The sequence below is a fragment of the Xanthomonas sp. NCPPB 3005 genome, assembly GCF_041228095.2.
In the GTDB taxonomy this organism is placed as follows: domain Bacteria; phylum Pseudomonadota; class Gammaproteobacteria; order Xanthomonadales; family Xanthomonadaceae; genus Xanthomonas_A; species Xanthomonas_A bonasiae.
Genome location: NZ_CP166096.2, coordinates 1,368,627 through 1,387,743, shown reverse-complemented (window position 1 = coordinate 1,387,743; position 19,117 = coordinate 1,368,627). Strand labels below are relative to the sequence as shown.

The window sequence follows — 19,117 nt, the reverse complement described above, 5'->3', positions numbered from 1 at the left end:
TTCACCGTGCAGCTCCCGACGCCGCGACGCGGCTACGCCAGGCGCCGAGCAGCACCGCGGTGGCCGCGGCGACGTTGAGGCTTTCCACCGCGCCGCTGCCGGGGATCGACAGGCGCAGTTCGCAGGCCTGCGCGAAGTCGCGGTCCATGCCCTCGCTCTCGGCCCCCATCACGTAGACCAGGCGCGGCGGCAACGCGGCGGCGAACACGTCGTCGCCGCCGTCCACCAGCGTCGCCGCCAGCGCGAAGCCGGCCGCACGCAATTGCGCCAGCGCCTGTTCCGTCGGCGGCAGCCGCACCAGCGGCAGCGCCTCGGCGCCGCCTTCGGCCACGCGCGCGGCGGCGCCGGACAGGGCCAGCGTCGCGGTATCCGGCAACAGGATCGCGGCGGCGCCGAAATGCGCAGCCGAGCGCAGGATCGCGCCGAAATTGTGCGGGTTGCCGACGCCGTCCAGCCACAACGCCAGCGCCGGGCCCGGCGCCAGTCCCTGCAGCCACGCCGCCAGCGGCAGCGGTTCGGCGCGCAGCACGTCGGCGACCACGCCCTCGTGGTGCGCGCTGGCCGCGAGCTTGTTCAGATCGGCCTCGTCCACCACCCGGTAGCCGACGCGGTTGGCCGCACACCACTTGAGCAACGGCTGCAGCGCCGGAATCCGCGCCTCGGCCAGATACAGCTTGCGGATCGCCTCGGGCCGGCGCGCGTACACCGCGCGCACCGCGTTGAGTCCGTACAGGCGCAGCTCGCCGCGGTTGGCGTCGGCGGCGCGCGGCGCGGGCGCGGCGCGTTCGGGCGGCGCCGGCGGACGCGGGCCGCGCGGGCTCTTGCCCCAGGGATTGTTCATCGCCGCACGCTCGGCAGCGCAGCGCATGCGGCGGCAACGCGCGGGAAAGAAAGGTCATGACACATGGGCAAGGTCTCCTGGACCGCAATGGCAACGCACCGTACCGGCGCGACCCGGCGATTTTCGCTCATCCCCGCCCGCAGGTGCGGCCGGCGTCGTTCACGCGGGGGCGCCTGCGCACCTGCGCCCGGTCGGCGGGGTCCTGCGCCGGGATTTCCGCCCTCCACGGCGGAGACATCTGGCGACGGCGCATCGATTGTCTACCCAGTGCGCCGAGAAAGAGGAACAGCGGCCCGATTGCGACCGTGAAGCCGTTCGCCGTCGCTCGCCACCATGCCGCATTCGCGGCGCCAGGCGACGAATTCTCACAATCGCCCCGCTGCGGCAAGGCACATCGTCGCCGCAACCCGGCACGGCAAAGGACGGCGCTATCGACCACACCCACGACCGCGGCACCCGGCTTCGCATTGCGGGACACCATCGCCTCGACACCGACCCGACCGCTCAGCGACGGCGGATGCGGCAGCGAGCCGAGCAGGTCCCACGGCACTCCTTCCTGCCTCATCATCACAAGGCGATCCCAATGAAACCCTCTGTCCGCAGCGCACGATCGACACTGCGTCGTTGTTCCAGCACCGTATTGATGCTGCTCTCCCTGCTCGGCATGGCCGGCGCCGCGTCGGCGGCGCCCCAGGATGGCGCGCCGGATGCCCGGCTCGCCCGGGTCGGCGCCATGAGTGCAGCGCACAAACCGGCCGGCATCCCGGACGACTACGTCGCGACCCCGTTCGGCTATTTCGCGCCGGCGTGCGTCCGGCAAGTCCACAGCGGCGAGCGCATCCTCGAGGATGGCAGCCTGCAACACGTCGATGGCGTGCGCGAACAGGCGCAGGCCTGTACCCAGGACAACTTCACTCCCAGCGGCGCACGGGTGCGGCCCGACGGTCGCGGCATCGATGGCCGGCAGATTCGCAGCAGCGCCGCGCTGACAGCGTCCAGAGCACGCAGCGCGGTGCCGCCACCGATTGCGCACGATTGGGTCCAGTCGGCCATCGACGTGACGGGCGCCAAGATGGGCCGCATCGTCGCGAGCTGGAAAGTACCGCAGAATCCGACCAACGTGGCGCACCAGACGGTGTACTTCTTCCCGGGCATGCAGAGCGACGATCCGACGATCCTGCAACCGGTGCTGGGCTACCGCGGCGACAGCAACACCTGGGATCTGAGCAGTTGGAACTGCTGCCAGAATGGCATGGTGTGGTCCAGCGATTTCATTCCGGCCAAAGCCGGCGACCAGATCGTGGGCGACACCTACGCCACCTGCAACAACGGCAGGCCCTGCGCGAACTGGAACGTCGATACACGCAACGTCACCACCGGCGAGAGCGTACGGCTCAGCACCACCTACGACATCAATTCGAATACGCACCTGGTGATCGGTGGCGCGCTGGAGGTGTATTCGGTGGACAGTTGCGACCAGTATCCGCCCGACGGCCGCATCACCTTCAACGCGATCGGCGTATACGACTACAAACTAGGACGCGTGCAGTCGCCGGCATGGGTTTCGTACAGCGACAGTTCCGGCCTGGACGTGCAGTGCAACTACGATGTGCAGACCACCTCCACCTCGGCGACGATCTCCTACTGATCGTGCCGTGCCCCCAATGGCACGACACCGCTGCCGGCCACAGGCCGGCAGCGTGTCATCGCGGCACGTACAGCCACGCGGCGATCATTCGCCGCGCGGCGCCGGCGGCAACAGGCGCTCGCGCCACAGATCGGCGTTCTTGATGCCCAGCGGCAGCGGATCGAACACCGGGTCCAGGCCGGCCTTCTTCTGCCGCTCGTAGTCGCGCAGCGCCAGCAGCGCCGGCTTCTGCAGGATCAGGATGGCGATGATGTTGAGCCAGGCCATCAGGCCCACGCCGATGTCGCCCAGCGACCACGCCAGCTTGGCGTCATGGAACGCGCCGAACACCACCATGCCGAGGATGCCCAGCCGCAGCACCAGCACGCTGAGCGGACGACGGCGGTTGCCGTTGATGTAGCTGAGGTTGGTCTCGGCCATGTAGTAATAGGCCATGATCGTGGTGAAGGCGAAGAAGAACAGCGCCAGCGCCACGAAACCGGCGCCCCAGCCGGGCAGGATCGCGTCCACCGCGGCCTGCGCGTAGCCCGGGCCTTCCTGCACCCCGCGCAGCCCGGCGAACAGGTGCTCGCCGCCGTCCGGCGCATACACGTTGTACTTGCCGGTGGCCAGGATCAGGAACGCGGTCGCGGTGCACACCATCATCGTGTCGAAGTAGATCGCGAAGGCCTGCACGTAGCCCTGCTTGGCCGGATGCGAGACCTCGGCGGCGGCCGCGGCGTGCGGGCCGGTGCCCTGCCCGGCCTCGTTGGCGTAGATCCCGCGCTTGACCCCCCACTCCACCGCCAGGCCCAGCAGCGCGCCGAACGCGGCATGCGCGCCGAACGCGCTGCGGAAGATGATCGAGAACATCTCCGGCACCCGCTCGGCGTTGAGCACCATCACCACCACCGCCATCAGGATGTAGCCCAGCGCCATGAACGGCACCACGATCTCGGCGAAGTTGGCGATGCGCTTGACCCCGCCGAAGATGATCACCGCCAGCAACAGCGCCACCGTCGCGCCGATCCCCAGCTTCAGCGCCTGCACCGCCGGCAACCCCATCCACAGTCCGTCGAGCGGGCCGCACAGCGGGCCGCCGCGGCAGGCGTTGACCACGCTGTCGGCGATCGCATTGGCCTGCACGCCGGGCATCAGGAAGCCGGTGGCGACGATGGTGGCGAACGCGAACAGCAGCGCATACCACTTCAGCCCCATCGCCTTTTCGATGTAGTACGCCGGGCCGCCGCGGTAGCGCCCGTCGGCGTCCTTGACCTTGTAGATCTGCGCCAGGGTCGATTCGATGTACGAGGTGGAGGCGCCGAAGAAGCCCATCACCCACATCCAGAAGATCGCGCCCGGCCCGCCGAAGGCGATGGCGGTGGCCACGCCGGCGATGTTGCCGATGCCGATGCGTCCGGCCATCGACATCGCCAGCGCCTGGAACGAGGACACGCCGGCATCGGATTTCTGCCCGCCGATGGTCAACCGCAGCATCTCGACGAAGCCGCGCACCTGCATGAAGCGGGTGCGGATGGTGAAGTACAGGCCGGCGGCCAGGCACATGAAGATCAGCGCCTTGCTCCAGATCAAGCCATTCAATGCAGTGATGATCGATTCCACGCAGTTCCCCGAAGCGCAAGAAGGACGCCCCGAGTACGGGGGCTGCCTCGATTGTGCATGAATCGGCGCTGACTGCGAAACGCAGGTCTCACTCTGTCCCGTACAAGCGGCCGAACAGGTGCAGATCGTGCAGGCGTCCGTGCTTGCGCAGCGCGCCGCGGCGGATGCCTTCGCGGACGAAGCCGTTCTTCTCCAGCACCCGCGCCGAGGCCGGGTTGCTGTCCAGCACGCTGGTCTCGATGCGCAGCAGCCCGAGCGCAGGGATCGCCCAGTCCAGATAGGTGGCGACGATCCGCGTCATCCGTCCCTGGCCCCAGTAGCGGCGCCCCAGCCAATAGCCCAGTTCGGCGACATGCGCGCGCTCGCCGCGGCCAGGACGCAAGCCGATGCTGCCGCAGGCCTCGCCGTCGATCTCGATCGCCAGCACCGGGTGCGCCAGATCCACCACGCGCCCGCTCAGGAACGCCTCGCCGTCGGCACGGGTGTAGGGATGCGGAAAACGCTCGCTGAGGCCGCGCACCACCTGCGCATCGTCGGCATGGCGCAGCAGCGCGTCGAGGTCGCCGCCGCGCCAACGGCGCAGTTGCATCCCGTCGATGCCAAGGCGCAGGTCGCGCCACGCCGTGGCGCTGGGGTCATCGGGCATCGGCGGCGCTCCTGTAGGTCGGCAGCCGAGCATAACCGGCGATTGCGCGCAGTTGCCGCATCGCCGGTCGCTGCACGGCATGCGCGCGCCGCGCAGTGCAGCGCAACGACAAGCGGGCGCAACGACGTGCCGCCGCGGTGCGTCTTGCCGCGCGCCGACGCGGTGCCGGCACGCACGACAGGCCGGCGAAAGGTTTGCGCGCGCTAATGCAGCGCGCCCCCTCCTACGTGATCGTTACCGAGCCGTCCCGATGCATTCCGCGACCTCCCCCGCTGCGGCACGTATTCCGATCTTCATGTACCACAACATCGCGCAGGCGCCGCGGCAGCTGCAGGTGTACCGCAGCCTGTACGTCGCGCCGGCGCGTTTCGCGCGGCAGATGCGCCTGCTGCAGCGGCTGGGCTACCGCGGCGTGTCCATGTCCGACGCCATGCCCTACCTGCGCGGCGAACGCCACGGCCGGGTCGCGGTAGTGACCCTGGACGACGGCTACCTCGACAACCTGCATGCGGCGCTGCCAGTGCTGCAACGGCTGGGCTTCAGCGCCACCGTGTACGCGGTCAGCGGCAGCATCGGCCGCCACAACACCTGGGATGCGCGCAAGCTCGGCATCGAGAAGCCGTTGATGAGCCTGGCCGAGCTGCGCCAGTGGCGCGCCGGCGGCATGGAGATCGGCGCGCACACCCGTTCGCATCCGCATCTGACCGCGTGCAGCGATGCCGAGCTGCGCGAGGAAATCGGCGGCTGCAAGCGCGCGCTGGAGGATCTGCTCGGCGAGCCGGTCACCCAGTTCTGCTATCCGTACGGCGACGTGGACGCGCGCGTCGCCGCGACGGTGCGCGAGGCCGGCTATGTCGCCGCGACCACCACCCGGCGCGGCCGTGCCGTGCCCGGGTCCGATCCCTGGCGCTATCCGCGCATCCAGGTGGCGCGGCATCACGTTCTGCCGCAGTTCGCGCTGCGCGCGCTGACCGGTTACGAGGATCGGCGCGCATGAAGTTCCTGTTCGTCGGCACCAATCCCGAGAACACCGGCGCGGCGACACACTTCGTGGCGCTGGCGCAGGCGCTGGCCGGTGCCGGCCATCGCGTCGAGGTGATCGCCTGCACAGGCGGGCTGATCGCCGAGGAGTTGCAACGCTGCGGGGTGAGCGTGCATTTCGGCCACTTCCGCAACGCGCTGGATCCGGCCGGCTACGCGCCGCTGCTGCGTCTGGCGCGGGGCCTGCAACCGGACTGGCTTGTCGGCAATTTCGGCAAGGAATACTGGCCGTTGCTGCTGGTCGGCCGCGCGCTCGGCATCCGCGTGGCGCTGTTCCGGCACCGCGCGCCGGCGATGCGCGCCTTCTCCGGCTACGCGATCCCGCGCCTGGCCTCGCGCTTCTTCGCGGTGTCGCGCTATGCGCGACAGGCCTACCTGGACCGCGGCGTGCCGGAGGCGCTGGTGCAGGTGCTGTACAACCCGGTGAACATGGACAACCTGCGCCCGGATCCGCGGCGCGGCCGCGAGATGCGCGCCCTGCTCGGGCTGCCCGAGGACGCGATCGTGATCGGCTACAGCGGCCGCCTGCAGCATGGCAAGGGCATCTTTCCGCTGCTGGAGGCGGCGTCGGCGGCGATGGCGATCGAACCGGCGCTGCACTGCCTGTGGCTGGGCGACGGCCCCGATGCGGCGCGCCTGCACGCGCATGCCGGCGGCCAGGCCACGTCCGCCCGGCACCGCTTCGTCGGCTGGGTCAACGACGCCACGCCCTACTACAACGCGATGTCGATGCTGGCGTTTCCGTCGCTGGCGCCGGAAACCTTCGGCCGGGTCTCGGTGGAAGCGCAGGCCAGCGAAGTGCCGGTGCTCGCCAGCCGCGTCGGCGGCGTGGCCGAGACGCTGGATGCCGACGTCAGCGGCGAGCTGTTGCCGCCGGGCGACGTGCGCGCCTGGCGCGACGCGATCCTGCGCATGTGCGATGCGCAGCGCCGCCAGCGCATGGGCCAGGCCGGCCGCCAGTTCGTGCAGCGCCACTTCGCCGGCGCGGTGATCGCCGCGCAGTTCGTGCAGGTGCTGCAAGCGCCGCGCCGCGCGCCGCAGCGGTTGACCCAGGCGCAACCCGGCGCGCACTGACGCCAGCCGCCGGCGACCAGCGACGCCACCGCACCGGGCCGCACGCCAGCCGGCGCACCCCTGCTTGCTAGCCGCAGCGACAGCGACGCGCCGGCGCATGCGCGCCGCATGCCTCAGCCGGCGGCGGCACCGCGGCGGCGGGTGAAATACGGGTACGCCGCGACGAATGCCAGCGCAGAAGCGGTCCCGAACAGCGTGCGCAGCGCGCCGCCGACGGTGTGCGGGATCTTCCATGCATGCAGCGCGGCGTCGTACCAGACCAGCTGCAACAGCATCAGCCCGAACAGCGCCATCGGCACCCCGAACACCAGCCAGCCGAACGCCCGCACTGCCGGCCTGGTCGTGCGCTCCTGCAGCTTGCCGACGATTTCGGTCGTGGCCAGGTGGTACTGGAACGGATCGGCCGTGGAAGACAGGGGCCGCTGCGCTGGCGGCGGCTCGGGCCGCACCGGCTGGTGAGTCACCTGTTCCACCGCCGCCGGCGCGACCAGCTCGGTGACATTGGTCCTGGCCAGCAAGGCCTGCATCTTCGGATCCATGCGTTCCCCCTGAACGTTGCCGCAAGGATCCGGCCCCGGGGTGTTCCCTGGATCCACACCGCCTCCCTGCATGCATAGGATGCGCACCGGCGCGGCCGCCGGCAACTCCCGCTGCGCCGCCGCGCCGCCGGCGTCCGCGCTCAGTCGTGCGCGTCCAGCCACCCCAGCACCTGCGCCGCCAGCGCCTCGGCGTTGTCGCCGTCCGCGCGCAGGTGCAGCTCCGGCTGCTCCGGCGCCTCGTACGGCGAATCGATGCCGGTGAAGTTGGGGATCTGCCCGGCGCGGGCCTTGGCGTACAGCCCCTTCACGTCGCGCGCCTCGGCCACGTGCAGCGGCACGTCGACGAAGACCTCGACGAATTCGCCCTCGGCGAAGCGCTCGCGCGCCATGCGCCGCTCGGCACGGAACGGCGAGATGAAGCTGACCAGCACGATCAGCCCGGCGTCGGCCATCAGGCGCGCCACCTCGGCGACGCGGCGGATGTTCTCCACCCGGTCCTCGTCGGTGAAGCCCAGGTCGCGGTTCAGCCCGTGCCGCACGTTGTCGCCGTCGAGGATGAAGGTGTGATAGCCGAGCGCATGCAGGCGCTTGTCGACCAGATTGGCGACGGTGGACTTGCCGGCGCCGGACAGGCCGGTGAACCACAGCACCTTCGGCGACTGGCCCTTGATCCGCGCGCGTGCGGCGCGGTCCACGTCCAGGTGCTGCCAGTGCACGTTGCCGGCGCGGCGCAGCGCGAAATCCAGCGTGCCGGCGGCGACGGTGGCATTGCTCTGCCGGTCGATCAGGATGAAGCCGCCGAGCGCGCGGTTGCGCGCGTACGGCTCGAAGACGATCGACTCGTCCAGCGACAGGTTGCAGTAGCCGACCTCGTTCAATTCCAGGCGCTTGGCCGCCAGCCGCTCCTGGGTGTTCACGTCGATGCGGTGCTTGATCTCGCTGACGCTGGCCGACACCGTGCGTGTGCCGATCTTCAGCCAGTACGGGCGCCCCGGCAGCAGCGCGGCATCGTCCATCCACAGCACGTGCGCGGCGAACTGGTCGGCCACCTCCGGCGGGTCGTCGGCGGCGGCGATCACGTCGCCGCGGCTGATGTCGATCTCGTCGGCCAGGGTCAGCGTCACCGCCTGCCCGGCCACGGCCCGGTCCACGTCGCCAGCGCCGTCGAGCACCCGTGCGACGGTGGAGCGGCGCGCCGACGGCAGCACCACCACCGCGTCGCCCGGCCGCACCTGGCCGGCCGCGAGCGTGCCGGCGAAACCGCGGAACTGCTGGTTCGGACGGTTGACCCATTGCACCGGTAGGCGCAGGCCGCTGTCGGCGTCGCGCGCGGCCAGGTCCAGGCCTTCCAGGTATTCGAGCAAGGCCGGGCCGCCATACCAGGGCGTGCGCGCGGACCGCTGCGACAGGTTGTCGCCGTCGAGCGCCGACAGCGGGATGCAGTGCACCTGCGCGATGCCCAGTTGCGCGGCCAGCGCGCGGTAACTGGCGACGATCGCATCGAAGGTGGCCTGGTCGAAATCGACCAGGTCCATCTTGTTGACCGCCAGCACCACGTGGCGGATGCCGAGCAGCGAGACGATGTAGCTGTGGCGGCGGGTCTGGGTCAGCAGGCCCTTGCGCGCATCGACCAGCACCACCGCCACGTCGGCGGTGGAGGCGCCGGTGGCCATGTTGCGGGTGTACTGCTCGTGGCCGGGGCAATCGGCGACGATGAACTTGCGCTTGTCGGTATCGAAGTAGCGGTAGGCCACATCGATGGTGATGCCCTGCTCGCGCTCGGCGGCCAGGCCGTCGAGCAGCAGCGCGTAGTCGATCTCGCCGCCGCGGGTGCCGTGGCGCTTGCTGTCGGCGCTGAGCGCGGCGAGCTGGTCGTCGAACAGGCGCTTGCTGTCGTACAGCAGGCGCCCGATTAGCGTGCTCTTGCCGTCGTCGACGCTGCCGCAGGTGATGAAGCGCAGCAGCGGCTTGTGTTCGTGCTGCTGCAGGTAGGCGGCGACCGCGTCGCCGCCATCGCCGGGACTGGGGAATAGAGAATCGGGAATGGAAACGGCGGTCTCCTGCGACTCATCCGATGGCGGCGATGCGGCTTGCTTTTGCACTTGCGATTCCCGATTCCCTATTCCCCATTCCCGGCTCATCAGAAATACCCTTCCAACTTCTTCTTCTCCATCGACGCGCCCGGATCCTGATCGATCACCCGCCCCTGCCGCTCCGAGGTGGTGGTCAGCAGCATCTCGGCAATGATCTTTTCCAGCGTGTCGGCCTGCGACTCGACCGCGCCGGTCAGCGGATAGCAGCCCAGGGTACGGAACCGCACCTGTCGCCGCTGCGGCACTTCGCCGTCGCGCAGCGGCAGCCGCGCGTCGTCCACCAGGATCAGCGCGCCGTCGCGCTCCACCACCGGGCGTTCGGCGGCGAAATACAGCGGCACCACCGGAATCGCTTCGCGGTAGATGTACAGCCAGATATCCAGCTCGGTCCAGTTGGACAGCGGGAACACGCGCACGCTCTCGCCGGCATGGACGCGGGCGTTGTACAGATTCCACAGCTCCGGGCGCTGGTTCTTCGGGTCCCAGCGATGCTTGTCATTGCGGAACGAGAACACCCGCTCCTTGGCCCGCGCCTTCTCCTCGTCGCGGCGCGCGCCGCCGATCGCCGCGTCGAACCGGCCCTGGTCCAGCGCCTGCTTCAGGCCCTGGGTCTTCATCACGTCGGTATGCACGGTCGCGCCGTGCGTGAACGGGCCGATGTCCTGGGCGATGCCGTCGGGATTGATGTGCACGCGCAGGTCCACCCCGGTTTCGGCGGCGCGGCGGTCGCGGAACGCGATCATCTCGCGGAACTTCCAGCGCGTGTCCACGTGCAGCAACGGGATCGGCGGCGGCGCCGGCGCGAACGCCTTCAGCAGCAGGTGCAGCAGCACCGAGCTGTCCTTGCCGACCGAATACAGCAGCACCGGATTGCGGAACTCGGCGGCCACCTCGCGCAGGATGTGGATGCTTTCGGCCTCGAGCCGGTCGAGGTGGGACAGGGCGGAAGAACGCATCGGGGACAACGCAAGGCTCGTTGGGAAGGGGTACGTACAGAGGGTAGCAGCGGCCGCGGCGCCTGGGGCGACCGGGGCCGGCAGTGTGTGATGGGTCTGGCAGGCACTGAAATAAGCGGGGGGCATAAGCCGATAACCCCTGCTCCTTTCTGCCCCGCGCAACGAATCCCTAACATCGGTCATCCCTTCTTCCCACCCGGACCGGTCATGACCGCCGCCTCGCCCGCGTTGCCGCCCAGCCCCTTGCCCGACGAGCGCAAGGCGCTGCTGGCGCGGACGGTGGAGGGGCTGGATGCGGCCAGCCTGTGGTGGCTGTCCGGCTATGCCGCCGGCCTGGCCCAGGGCCAGGGCCATGCGCCGCCCTCGCTGGCGGTATTGCCCGGCGGCGCCGCGACCAGCCAGGCCGCGCAGCGGCTGAGCATTGTCTACGGCAGCCAGACCGGCAACGCCCGCCGGGCCGCCGAGCAACTGGCGGCCGACGCCGAGGCCGCCGGGCTGACGGTCCGCCTGCTGCGCGCCGACGCCTACCCGACCCGCGAACTGGCCAGCGAACGCCTGCTGTACGTGGTCATCAGCACCCAGGGCGAAGGCGATCCGCCGGACGACGCGATCGGCCTGGTCGAATTCCTGCAGGGCCGCCGCGCGCCCAAGCTGCCGGAACTGAAGTACGCGGTGCTCGGCCTGGGCGATTCCAGCTACGCCGACTTCTGCGGCATCGGCAAGCGCATCGACGCGCGCCTGGCCGAACTCGGCGCGCAGCGGCTGCTGCCACTGGGCGAGGCCGACCTGGACATCGACACCGTGGCGACCCCGTGGCGCGCGCAGGCGCTGACGCAGGCGCGCGAGCTGCTGAAGAGCGCGGCCGCGCCGTCGGCGACGGTGACCCCGCTGCGCAGCAGCGCCGCGGCGGCGTGGAACCACGAGCGCCCGTTCGCCGCCGAGGTGCTGGCCAACCAGCGCATCAGCGGCCGCGATTTCAAGGGTCCGCGCTATGCCGCGCATGGCCAGGCCGACAAGGACGTGCGCCACCTGGAACTGTCGCTGGCCGGCAGCGGCCTGCACTACGAACCCGGCGACGCGCTGGGCATCCGCCACCGCAATCCGCCGGCGCTGGTCGAGGCCATTTTGACGGCGACGCGACTCGACGGTCATGCCGACGTCACCGTCGATACGCAGACTCTTCCCCTGCACGAGTGGCTCGCCGCGCATCGCGAACTGACCCGGGCCTCGCGGCCGTTCCTGGCCGCGGTCGCCCGCCGCTCAGCCGCCCCGGCGCTGGAGCAGTTGCTCGACCCTACCCAGACCGCCGGTCTGGCGGCGTTGCTGGCCGATCACCAGGTGATCGACGTGCTGCGACGCTGGCCGGCGGATTGGGACCACAGCGCACTGCTGGAGGCGCTGCGGCCCCTGGCCCCGCGCCTGTATTCGATCGCCTCCAGCCGCAAGCGGGTCGGCGATGAAGTCCACCTTGCCGTCGACGTGCTGGCCTACCAGGCGCACGGCCACGCCCATGGCGGCGCGGCCAGCGGCTTTCTGGCCGCCCTGGCCGAAGGCGACAGCGCCCCGGTCTACATCGAACCCAACGAACGCTTCCGGGTGCCGGCCGACGCCAGCCGCGACATCCTGATGATCGGTCCCGGCACCGGCGTGGCGCCGTTCCGCGGCTTCGTGCAGGAACGCGCCGAAAGCGGCGCCGGCGGCCGCAACTGGCTGTTCTTCGGCGCCCGTCACTTCAACCAGGACTTCCTGTACCAGGCCGAGTGGCAGCAGGCGCTGCGCAGCGGCGAACTGCAGCGCCTGGACCTGGCGTTCTCGCGCGACGTGCAGCCGCTGCGCGACGGCAACGTGCCGGACAAGGTGTACGTGCAGCAGCGCCTGCGCGAACACGGCCGCGACGTCTACGACTGGCTGCAGAACGGGGCGCACCTGTACGTGTGCGGCGCGATCGGCATGGGCAAGGACGTCCACGCCACGCTGCAGCAGATCGTGATCGAGCACGGCGCGCGCAGCGCCGAGGATGCAGCAGCCTATCTCACGGCGCTGCAGCGGGAGGGGCGGTATGCGCGCGATGTGTATTGAGGCCGGGAATCGGGAAACGAGAACCGGGAATGGATAACAGCCGGCTCCGACACGATTTCCGTAGCGCGACGCAGCCGCACTTGCCACTCCCTATTCCCCATTCCCGATTCCCGACCCAATGAGCCACTCCGTCGAAGACATCAAAGCCGAAAGCCGCCGCCTGCGCGGGTCGCTGCTGCAGAGCCTGGCCGATCCGGTCACCGGGGCGCTGCGCGAGGACGATCAGACGCTGATCAAGTACCACGGCAGCTACCAGCAGGACGATCGCGACCTGCGCGACGAGCGGCGCCGGCAGAAGCTCGAACCGGCCTACCAGTTCATGATCCGCACGCGCACGCCGGGCGGGGTGATCACCCCGGAGCAGTGGCGCAAGCTCGACGCCATCGCCACCACCTACGGCAACCACTCGCTGCGCATCACCACGCGCCAGGCGTTCCAGTTCCATGGGGTGATCAAGCGCGAGCTGAAGGCGACGATGCAGGCGATCAACGCCGCGCTGATCGATACCCTGGCCGCCTGCGGCGACGTCAACCGCAACGTGCAGGTCGCCGCCAACCCGCTGGCCTCGCGCGCGCACGCCACGCTGTACGCCGATGCGGCGCGCGTGTCCGAACACCTGCTGCCCAATACCCGCGCCTACTACGAGATCTGGCTGGACGAAGAGCAGATCGTCGGCAGCGGCCAGGAACAGGAGCCGATCTACGGCGACACCTACCTGCCGCGCAAGTTCAAGATCGGCTTCGCGCTGCCGCCGATCAACGACGTGGACGTGTTCGCCAACGACCTGGGCTTCATCGGCGTGCTCGGCGCGGACGGCGAACTGGCCGGCTACAACGTCAGCATCGGCGGCGGCATGGGCGCCACCCATGGCGACGCCGAGACCTATCCGCGCGTGGCCAACGTGATCGGCTTCATCGCGCGCGACCAGCTGCTCGATGTCGCCACCGCCGTGGTCACCACCCAGCGCGATCTCGGCAACCGCACCGTGCGCAAGCGCGCGCGCTTCAAGTACACCATCGACGACCACGGCCTGGATGTGGTCGTCGCCGAGATCCAGCGCCGCGCCGGCATCGCGCTGCAGCCGACCCGCGCGTTCGCGTTCGAGCACAACGGCGACCGCTACGGCTGGAGCGAAGGCGAGGATGGCCGTGCGCACCTGACCCTGTCGCTGCCGGCCGGGCGCATCGCCGACCATGACGGCGGCGCGCGCCATCTCAGCGGCCTGCGCGAGATCGCCGAACTGCTGCAGCGCGACGGCGATGGCGCGCATTTCCGCATGACCTCCAACCAGAACCTGGTCATCGCCGGCATTTCGGCTGCGCAGCGCGAGGCGATCGACACCCTGGTGCGCGCGCATGCGCTGGACGCCGGCAACCAGGCGCGCACCGCGCTGGCGCGCGCGGCGATGGCCTGCGTGGCGCTGCCGACCTGCGGCCTGGCGATGGCCGAGGCCGAGCGCTACCTGCCCGACTTCGCCGGCAAGCTGGAGCCGTTGCTGGACCGGCACGGGCTGCGCGAGGCGCCGATCCTGCTGCGCATCTCCGGTTGCCCGAACGGTTGCTCGCGGCCGTATCTGGCCGAGATCGCGCTGGTCGGCAAGGCCCCCGGCCGCTACAACCTGATGCTCGGCGCCGATCACCGCGGCCAGCGCCTGAACACGCTGTACCGCGAAAACATCGGCGAGCCGGAAATCCTCGACGCGCTGGATCCGCTGTTCGCGCGTTACGCCAACGAACGCGACGCCGACGAGGGCTTCGGCGATTTCCTGCACCGCAGCGGCCTGGTCGCGCTGCCTGCCTACCCCACCCACCGCCATCTCATTCCTTCGGAACTGCACGCATGAGCGCCCTGCCCGCCTCCGCCCACCACGATTCCGCCAACGCGCCGGCCACGGCATGGGACCTCGACGCGGTCAACGCGTTGCTGGCGCCGATGACCGCCGTGCAGCGCGTGGCCTGGGCGCTCGAACACGGCCCGGCCGAGGCCGCGCTATCGTCGAGCTTCGGCGCGCAGTCGGCGGCGACGCTGCACCTGCTGACCCAGCAGTTGCCGGACATCCCGGTGATCCTGATCGATACCGGCTACCTGTTCGCCGAAACCTACCGCTTCGCCGACGCGCTCACCGACAAGCTCAAGCTCAACCTCAAGGTGTACCGGCCGCTGGTCAGTCGCGCCTGGATGGAAGCGCGCCATGGCCGCCTGTGGGAACAGGGCATGGTCGGCATCGAGCAGTACAACAACCTGCGCAAGGTCGAGCCGATGCGCCGCGCGCTGGACGAACTGAAGGTCGGCACCTGGTTCACCGGCCTGCGCCGCAGCCAGTCCGACAGCCGCGCGCAGACCCCGTTCGTGCAGAAGCGCGGCGAGCGCTACAAGATCAACCCGATCGCCGACTGGAGCGACCGCGACCTGTGGCAGTACATGCAGCAGCACGGCCTGCCTTACCATCCGCTGTGGGAAGAAGGCTACGTGTCGATCGGCGACTTCCACACCACCCGCCGCTGGGAACCGGGCATGCGCGAGGAAGACACCCGCTTCTTCGGCCTCAAGCGCGAGTGCGGCATCCACGAGGACATCTGAGGCGAGCTTGTCGCAGGCCCTCTGCGAGCCCGCGCCCGCCTTTTCTGTGGAAGCGGCTTCAGCCGCGACGAACGAAGCCGTGAACCTTCCGGCTTCGGATACAGGCGGGACTGAAGTCCCTCCCACAGTGCACCTAGCAGACACCTCGCGCAGCCCCTGTAGGAGCGGCTTCAGCCGCGACAAACGAAGCCGTGAACCTTCCGGCTTCGGATACAGCCGGGACTGAAGCCCCTCCCACAGGGCACCCGGTGAGCCGACCGCGAGCCCCTTGTGGGAGCGACTTCAGTCGCGACGAGCAGAACGAGGAACCTTGCGGATTCTGATGCTGATGCCATCGGGACCGACGTCCTCACGCAGTACACCCAGCGAATTGGCTGCGAACCCCATGCGCCAAACAGCACCGCCTCACTCCCGCCGCAACACCCACCACCAATCCAGCGCCAGCATCAGCAACAGCGACACCCCGACCAGCGGGAACAGCACGCCGCCGATCGCCAGCAGCACGAGCACGCCGCGCAAGGTGCGCCGGTCCGCCGGCAGCGGCGGCACGCCCAATCCGCCGGCCGGGCGCCGCTTCCACCACATCAGCGCGGCGCTGACGCACAACAGCAGGATGCCGATGCACGAGGCGATCAGCAGCAGCTGATTGAACGTGCCGTATTGCTGCCCCAGGTGCACGTTGATGCCCCATTCCAAGGCCTTCGCCATGGGCCCGTAATCGGCGTAGCGCATGTCCAGCAGCACCTTGCCGCTGTACTGGTCGAGGTGGATCACCCGCTGCTGCGCAAGATCCGGCGGATACACCGACGCGGTGTAGACACCGCGCACGCCGCGCGGCAGCGCCACGCTGTAGCCGGCGGCGATACCCTGCGCCTGGAACCGCGCCACCGCCGCGTCCAGGCCGATCGCGCCGGGCGCCGGCGCCATCGCCTCCATGGCGTTCATCGCCATGCCGCCATGCGCGGCATGCTCCGCATGCGCATCGTTGCCGTTGTCCGCCACGCTCGAGGCCGAAGCCGCAGCCGCATTCGCCGCCGCGGGCATCGGCATCGGCATCGGCATCGCTGCAGTCTGCGGCAGCTGCGACTGCGGCAACCGCGCCTGGCGCAGCGACCAGGCCGGCACCTCTGCGTCGCTCAGGCGTTGCGTGGACATCGGCACGTCCACGCGCAGGCCAGCCGGATAGCCATAGTGGTGGCCATTGGCGAGGCGGTTGACCTGCGCGCCCCAGAACCATGACCACGGCATCCCGGTCAGCGCCAGGAACAGCAGCATCGCGCCGACCACGCTACCGGTCAGCGCATGCGTATCGCGCCAGAACACGCGCTGCGGCGGCCGCCCACGCACCGTCGTGACGCCGCCGCGGCGGCCGCGCGGCCACCACAGGTAGACGCCAGTCAGCACCAGCAGGATCGCCCAGCCCGCGGCCACTTCGATCAGTGCGCTGGCCCACGGCCCGACCAGCGCGAGACTGTGCAGGCGCCGGATCGTCCACGCCACCGTGCCGTGCTCGGGCAAGCTGCCCAGCACGCGCGATCGATACGGATCCACGTACACCACCACGCGGCGGCCATCGGCGGTCCCCACGGTCACTTCCGCCGACGCGTCGCGCCGCAGCGGCGTGGTGTAGCGCAATGCCTGTCCAGGCTGCGCCGCCAGCGCCACTGCGAGCAGGCGCTGCGGCGCGACGGCCCGTGCCTGCGCCGGCACCTGCACCGTCTTCAGCGCACGGTGGAAGTAGCCATCGATCGGCTGCTGATAGACGAAGGCGGCACCGGTCAGCGCCAGCCACGCCAGCAATGGCAGCACCAGCAGGCCGGCGTAGAAATGCCAGCGCCACACGGCGCGGTAGAAGCGCGCCGGCGGCGCTGCCGTCGGGTTCGGCATCGCCATCACCATCCCCAACTGAGGCTGGCGTACAAGGCGCGGCCGTCGCCCGGCGAGTAGCCGGACGAGCCGCTGTCGTACCAGGCGTAGACGTAGTGGCGATCGGTCAGGTTCTTCAGCTGCAGCGACAGCTCGCGCTGCGCGCGCCATGCCCACGTCGCGCCGACATTGGCCAGCGCGTAGCCGCCGTAGCGGCCCAGCGTATTGCTGCGTTCCAGGTAGTAGTCGCCTTGCGCATTGCCCCAGGCCGACAGCTTCAGCCGCGGCGTGGCCTGCCAGTCGATGCCGGCGGTGGCCAGGTAGTGCGGCACGTTCTCGATCTCCTTGCCGCGCGTGGCCGGCGCGCTCGGATCGGGCGTGACGATCAGCGCGCGCTGCCGCGAATACGCCAGCCACAGCGTCCAGCGCTCGTCAGGACGCAGGGTCAGCTGCGCATCCCAACCACGGCGCAAGGTCTTGCCGACGTTGCCGACCTCGCCGGTGCCGACCGTGCCATCGACGCCGAGGATGGTCGCCACCTCGTCGGACGCGCGCTGCTCCCAATAGGCGATGCGCGCGTCCAGCCGCCTGGCGTCGGCGAACTTCAGGCCGGCTTCCCAGCCGTCGTTGTACGACGGGGCCAGGTTGCCGGGCTGGCTGCGGTAGGCGCCGTTGCCGCTGCCGATCTGGAAGGTGCGGCCCAGGTTGGCATAGGCGCTGGTCTGCGCGGTCAGCGCGAACACCGCGCTGAGCTTGGGCTGCTTGATCGCGCCGTAGGCGTAGGCCGGGTAGCGCGCACCGCCGAGCCGGTCGCGGAAGCTGCCGTCGACCCAGTCCACGCGGTAGGCCGGCACCAGTTGCAAACGCTCGAACGGGCGGATCACCGCCTGCACATAGACCCCGCGCGTGTCCAGATCGAAATCCCAGTCGCGCAGCGGCGCGGTGCGCACCCGCGCCACCGTGCGATAGCGTTGCGAGGTGTTGTCCTGCCATTGCCCGTCGACGCCGCCTTCCAGCGCGAACGACGTCGCCCAGTCCACTTCGGGACGCCAGCTGGCCTTGGCCAGGAAACCGCGCTGGGTCTCGTCGGTATCGCGCTCCTGCTGCGCGCCGGCGGCGGTGAAGCGCACCCAGCGCTGGTTCTGGTAGCGATTCCAGTACAGCGCGGCGCTGCCCTGCACGGCATCGGCCAGTTGCGCATCCAGGTGCAGGCTCACCTGCCCGGTCTGGCGTTCGCTGCGGTCGTCGCGCGCATAGTCGGGCGAGCTGCGCGGTGCGCGTTGCGCGCTGGCGTAGTCCAGATAGCCCGCTTCCAGCGCGTCGTTGCGGTAGTAGCGCGCACTGAGCCCGGCCCGCCAGGCCGCGTCCGGCGCGGTGTAGAACCACTTGCCGGCGAAGGCCCGCTTGCGCGCGTCTGCATGGTCGCGGTAGCCGTCGCTGTCGCGCCAGGCGGCGAAATAGTTCTGGCTCCAGCCGCCGCGTTCGATGCCCTGGCTGGCCTGCACCTCGCGCGTGCCGAAGCTGCCGGCGGTGACGCTGGCGCGGCCGTCGTTGCCGCCGCTGCGGGTCAGCACATCGACGCTGCCGGCGATGGCGTTCAAGCCGTAGCGCGGATCGTTGGTGCCGCGCACGATCTCGATCGCGGCGATGTCCAGCGGAAACACCGCATCCAGGTACGGCATGCCGCCGGCGTTGTCGTTGCTGGGAACGCCGTCGATCAGCAGCTTGACCGCGTTGACCCGGCCTTCGCCGTTGAAGCCGCGGAACGAGAAGCGGCCGGCGTCGGTGCCCATCTTGAACTGGGTGACCTGCACCCCGGGCGCGCGCATCAGCAGCTCCCAGCTGTAGTCCACATGCTGGTCCTGCAGCAGGTCGCCGCCGAGGATGTCCACGGAACTGAGAACGCTGCGCGCGGTCGGCAAGGACAGCGGATCGGCCCGGACCTGGACCTTGCCCAGGGTCAAGGCGGAATCGCCGGCGGGCGGTTGCACGCCGCCGTCGCCGGCATGCGTCGGCAGGGAGACGCTGGCCGCGAGACAGGCGCAGCCGTACGCCGCCAGGCGCGGCACGGAAAAGAAACGGATCATCGATGGCTCCATCAGCACGAAGACGCGCCGCGGCGACGCCACGGCACGAAAGAACAGCCGTTCGT

The 19,117-nt window shown here is 69.9% G+C and carries 14 protein-coding genes; 6 read left to right on the top strand and 8 right to left on the bottom strand.

Annotated features, from left to right (window positions below; translation table 11 throughout):
* Position 1: 1 nt before the first annotated feature.
* Positions 2-841 (bottom strand): TrmH family RNA methyltransferase, encoded by an 840-nt coding sequence (locus tag AB8810_RS05975; protein ID WP_225209722.1) that lies wholly within the window; start codon positions 839-841, stop codon positions 2-4.
* Between the two features lie 583 nt (positions 842-1,424).
* Between AB8810_RS05975 and AB8810_RS05970 the strand changes: the two genes are divergently transcribed.
* Positions 1,425-2,489: a hypothetical protein gene (locus AB8810_RS05970; protein ID WP_369916629.1), complete on the top strand. Its 1,065-nt coding sequence runs from the start codon at positions 1,425-1,427 to the stop codon at positions 2,487-2,489.
* 84 nt (positions 2,490-2,573) lie between these two features.
* Here AB8810_RS05970 and AB8810_RS05965 read toward each other — a convergent pair whose 3' ends face one another.
* On the bottom strand, positions 2,574-4,034 hold the full coding sequence (locus tag AB8810_RS05965; protein WP_218848231.1) for an alanine/glycine:cation symporter family protein: 1,461 nt from the start codon (positions 4,032-4,034) through the stop codon (positions 2,574-2,576).
* Between the two features lie 145 nt (positions 4,035-4,179).
* The gene (locus AB8810_RS05960; RefSeq protein WP_369915826.1) at positions 4,180-4,737 is read right to left on the bottom strand and encodes a GNAT family N-acetyltransferase; all 558 of its coding nucleotides are present in this window, start codon (positions 4,735-4,737) and stop codon (positions 4,180-4,182) included.
* Between the two features lie 250 nt (positions 4,738-4,987).
* Between AB8810_RS05960 and AB8810_RS05955 the strand changes: the two genes are divergently transcribed.
* Both AB8810_RS05955 and AB8810_RS05950 read left to right on the top strand, forming a co-directional pair.
* Positions 4,988-5,734: a polysaccharide deacetylase family protein gene (locus AB8810_RS05955; RefSeq protein WP_369915825.1), complete on the top strand. Its 747-nt coding sequence runs from the start codon at positions 4,988-4,990 to the stop codon at positions 5,732-5,734.
* Positions 5,731-6,852 carry a glycosyltransferase family 4 protein gene (locus AB8810_RS05950; protein WP_369915824.1) on the top strand — a complete coding sequence of 374 codons (1,122 nt, stop codon included), beginning with the start codon at positions 5,731-5,733 and terminating at the stop codon, positions 6,850-6,852. The genes AB8810_RS05955 and AB8810_RS05950 overlap by 4 nt, the downstream gene beginning before the upstream one ends.
* Before the next feature lie 113 nt (positions 6,853-6,965).
* Here AB8810_RS05950 and AB8810_RS05945 read toward each other — a convergent pair whose 3' ends face one another.
* The 3 genes from AB8810_RS05945 to cysD all read right to left on the bottom strand — a co-directional run bounded on the left by AB8810_RS05945 (position 6,966) and on the right by cysD (position 10,566).
* Positions 6,966-7,391 (bottom strand): hypothetical protein, encoded by a 426-nt coding sequence (locus AB8810_RS05945; protein WP_338123878.1) that lies wholly within the window; start codon positions 7,389-7,391, stop codon positions 6,966-6,968.
* A gap of 140 nt (positions 7,392-7,531) precedes the next feature.
* Positions 7,532-9,532 carry a sulfate adenylyltransferase subunit CysN gene (gene cysN, locus AB8810_RS05940; protein WP_369915823.1) on the bottom strand — a complete coding sequence of 667 codons (2,001 nt, stop codon included), beginning with the start codon at positions 9,530-9,532 and terminating at the stop codon, positions 7,532-7,534.
* Positions 9,532-10,566 carry a sulfate adenylyltransferase subunit CysD gene (gene cysD / locus AB8810_RS05935; RefSeq protein ID WP_369915822.1) on the bottom strand — a complete coding sequence of 345 codons (1,035 nt, stop codon included), beginning with the start codon at positions 10,564-10,566 and terminating at the stop codon, positions 9,532-9,534. The genes cysN and cysD overlap by 1 nt, the downstream gene beginning before the upstream one ends.
* An 81-nt stretch (positions 10,567-10,647) precedes the next feature.
* Between cysD and AB8810_RS05930 the strand changes: the two genes are divergently transcribed.
* From AB8810_RS05930 to AB8810_RS05920, 3 genes are all read left to right on the top strand, one after another.
* Positions 10,648-12,519, top strand: a complete 1,872-nt coding sequence (locus AB8810_RS05930; protein ID WP_369915821.1) for an assimilatory sulfite reductase (NADPH) flavoprotein subunit — start codon at positions 10,648-10,650, stop codon at positions 12,517-12,519.
* A 118-nt stretch (positions 12,520-12,637) separates the two neighbouring features.
* The gene (gene cysI / locus AB8810_RS05925; RefSeq protein ID WP_369915820.1) at positions 12,638-14,362 is read left to right on the top strand and encodes an assimilatory sulfite reductase (NADPH) hemoprotein subunit; all 1,725 of its coding nucleotides are present in this window, start codon (positions 12,638-12,640) and stop codon (positions 14,360-14,362) included.
* Positions 14,359-15,099 (top strand): phosphoadenylyl-sulfate reductase, encoded by a 741-nt coding sequence (locus AB8810_RS05920; protein ID WP_184414758.1) that lies wholly within the window; start codon positions 14,359-14,361, stop codon positions 15,097-15,099. The genes cysI and AB8810_RS05920 overlap by 4 nt, the downstream gene beginning before the upstream one ends.
* A 405-nt stretch (positions 15,100-15,504) precedes the next feature.
* Here the strand turns inward: AB8810_RS05920 and AB8810_RS05915 are convergent, their stop codons facing one another.
* Positions 15,505-16,992 (bottom strand): PepSY-associated TM helix domain-containing protein, encoded by a 1,488-nt coding sequence (locus tag AB8810_RS05915; RefSeq protein WP_369915819.1) that lies wholly within the window; start codon positions 16,990-16,992, stop codon positions 15,505-15,507.
* Positions 16,992-19,052 carry a TonB-dependent receptor gene (locus AB8810_RS05910; RefSeq protein ID WP_369915818.1) on the bottom strand — a complete coding sequence of 687 codons (2,061 nt, stop codon included), beginning with the start codon at positions 19,050-19,052 and terminating at the stop codon, positions 16,992-16,994. Before AB8810_RS05910 ends, AB8810_RS05915 begins: the two co-directional genes overlap by 1 nt.
* Positions 19,053-19,117 lie beyond the last annotated feature (65 nt).

What these genes read in the sequence shown, in the direction of transcription:
- AB8810_RS05930 (WP_369915821.1), top strand. Translation starts at nt 10,648, where the DNA reads ATGACCGCCGCCTCGCCCGCGTTGCCGCCCAGCCCCTTGCCCGACGAG.
- AB8810_RS05975 (WP_225209722.1), bottom strand. Translation starts at nt 841, where the DNA reads ATGAACAATCCCTGGGGCAAGAGCCCGCGCGGCCCGCGTCCGCCGGCG.
- AB8810_RS05965 (WP_218848231.1), bottom strand. Translation starts at nt 4,034, where the DNA reads ATGTGCCTGGCCGCCGGCCTGTACTTCACCATCCGCACCCGCTTCATG.
- cysN (WP_369915823.1), bottom strand. Translation starts at nt 9,532, where the DNA reads ATGAGCCGGGAATGGGGAATAGGGAATCGGGAATCGCAAGTGCAAAAG.
- AB8810_RS05950 (WP_369915824.1), top strand. Translation starts at nt 5,731, where the DNA reads ATGAAGTTCCTGTTCGTCGGCACCAATCCCGAGAACACCGGCGCGGCG.
- AB8810_RS05910 (WP_369915818.1), bottom strand. Translation starts at nt 19,052, where the DNA reads ATGATCCGTTTCTTTTCCGTGCCGCGCCTGGCGGCGTACGGCTGCGCC.
- AB8810_RS05920 (WP_184414758.1), top strand. Translation starts at nt 14,359, where the DNA reads ATGAGCGCCCTGCCCGCCTCCGCCCACCACGATTCCGCCAACGCGCCG.
- cysD (WP_369915822.1), bottom strand. Translation starts at nt 10,566, where the DNA reads ATGCCCCCCGCTTATTTCAGTGCCTGCCAGACCCATCACACACTGCCG.
- cysI (WP_369915820.1), top strand. Translation starts at nt 12,638, where the DNA reads ATGAGCCACTCCGTCGAAGACATCAAAGCCGAAAGCCGCCGCCTGCGC.
- AB8810_RS05970 (WP_369916629.1), top strand. Translation starts at nt 1,425, where the DNA reads ATGAAACCCTCTGTCCGCAGCGCACGATCGACACTGCGTCGTTGTTCC.
- AB8810_RS05955 (WP_369915825.1), top strand. Translation starts at nt 4,988, where the DNA reads ATGCATTCCGCGACCTCCCCCGCTGCGGCACGTATTCCGATCTTCATG.
- AB8810_RS05915 (WP_369915819.1), bottom strand. Translation starts at nt 16,992, where the DNA reads ATGGCGATGCCGAACCCGACGGCAGCGCCGCCGGCGCGCTTCTACCGC.
- AB8810_RS05945 (WP_338123878.1), bottom strand. Translation starts at nt 7,391, where the DNA reads ATGGATCCGAAGATGCAGGCCTTGCTGGCCAGGACCAATGTCACCGAG.
- AB8810_RS05960 (WP_369915826.1), bottom strand. Translation starts at nt 4,737, where the DNA reads ATGCCCGATGACCCCAGCGCCACGGCGTGGCGCGACCTGCGCCTTGGC.